1 protein-coding gene is annotated in these 941 nt (G+C 40.0%); it reads right to left on the bottom strand.

Annotated elements, in window-relative coordinates:
- The coding region (locus tag ASJ81_RS13800) for a DUF3344 domain-containing protein (protein WP_141241734.1) at positions 1-726 on the bottom strand (726 nt) is incomplete at its 3' end.
- Positions 727-941: the final 215 nt, after the last annotated feature.

Raw genomic sequence — 941 nt, 5'->3', positions numbered from 1 at the left:
TACATATTTTGTCATTGGATCATGACCTTCATTGATCCAATAAGTAGTTTCACCAGTTGATTCATCAGTATCGTTATATGCATAGACTAATTGGACAGTCTTAACTCTAGCATCAAAGCTCCCTGTTTCATTATAGGTAGTAACTCTTACGTTGAGATTACCGTTGGTCATGCTAGAAATGTTATCCTTGATGTCAAAAACCGCAATGTAATCACTAGTAACACGGGATAAATTGACTAGGGGGAAGACAATTGATGTGTTATAAGCAGGTTTGTTATAGTCAACACTAGCATTGTTGTAAGGGAGATTCAATTCCTGACCGGTCACAAGAGTTGAGATATAGGTATTATCCCTGTACAGGTCAACACTCATGTTTCCGGTGTAGTTTGCACTCATATTCCCACCATACACCACTACATATAGTCGAGCAAGCTTCATATCAACGCTGTTTGGAGTAACATCGAGAGTCATATTTCCCCAACTCTGCTGTTCTGCTCTACTAGGAGCCGTAAGACTCCACGTGTCTTGGGCATTCATAAGAACGTTGACACCTCCATTTACTGTATCATGAAATTTAGTTACAGGTGGTGCTCCGTTATAGACACTATCTGCAGATACCACACCCACGAGTGCGATCATCCCAAACACCAGCAGTGCCATCATAGGCAGAAGGTGTACAAGTGGCTTTGTGCCACCTTTCCTTATAGAAATTGTTTCATTATTCATTATTTTATCTCCGTTCGGGTAACTAGACCCAGGTTTTTTGACTTACCTTGATTTCAATCAACCTACTCCAGGTGATTAATAACCGAATGTTTTTTCAGTTACAGATTCTGTTTCCCTAATCTGAGTTGGCTTATTGCTTTTCCGAAATTAGGCATCAGAACTTTTTACGACCTATCAACTCTGTTCCACTTTTGTAAGATCCCTACTTATTTCGG

Source organism: Methanosarcina spelaei, from assembly GCF_002287235.1.
Lineage (GTDB): Archaea > Halobacteriota > Methanosarcinia > Methanosarcinales > Methanosarcinaceae > Methanosarcina > Methanosarcina spelaei.
This window is presented reverse-complemented; position numbering and strand designations above follow the sequence as displayed.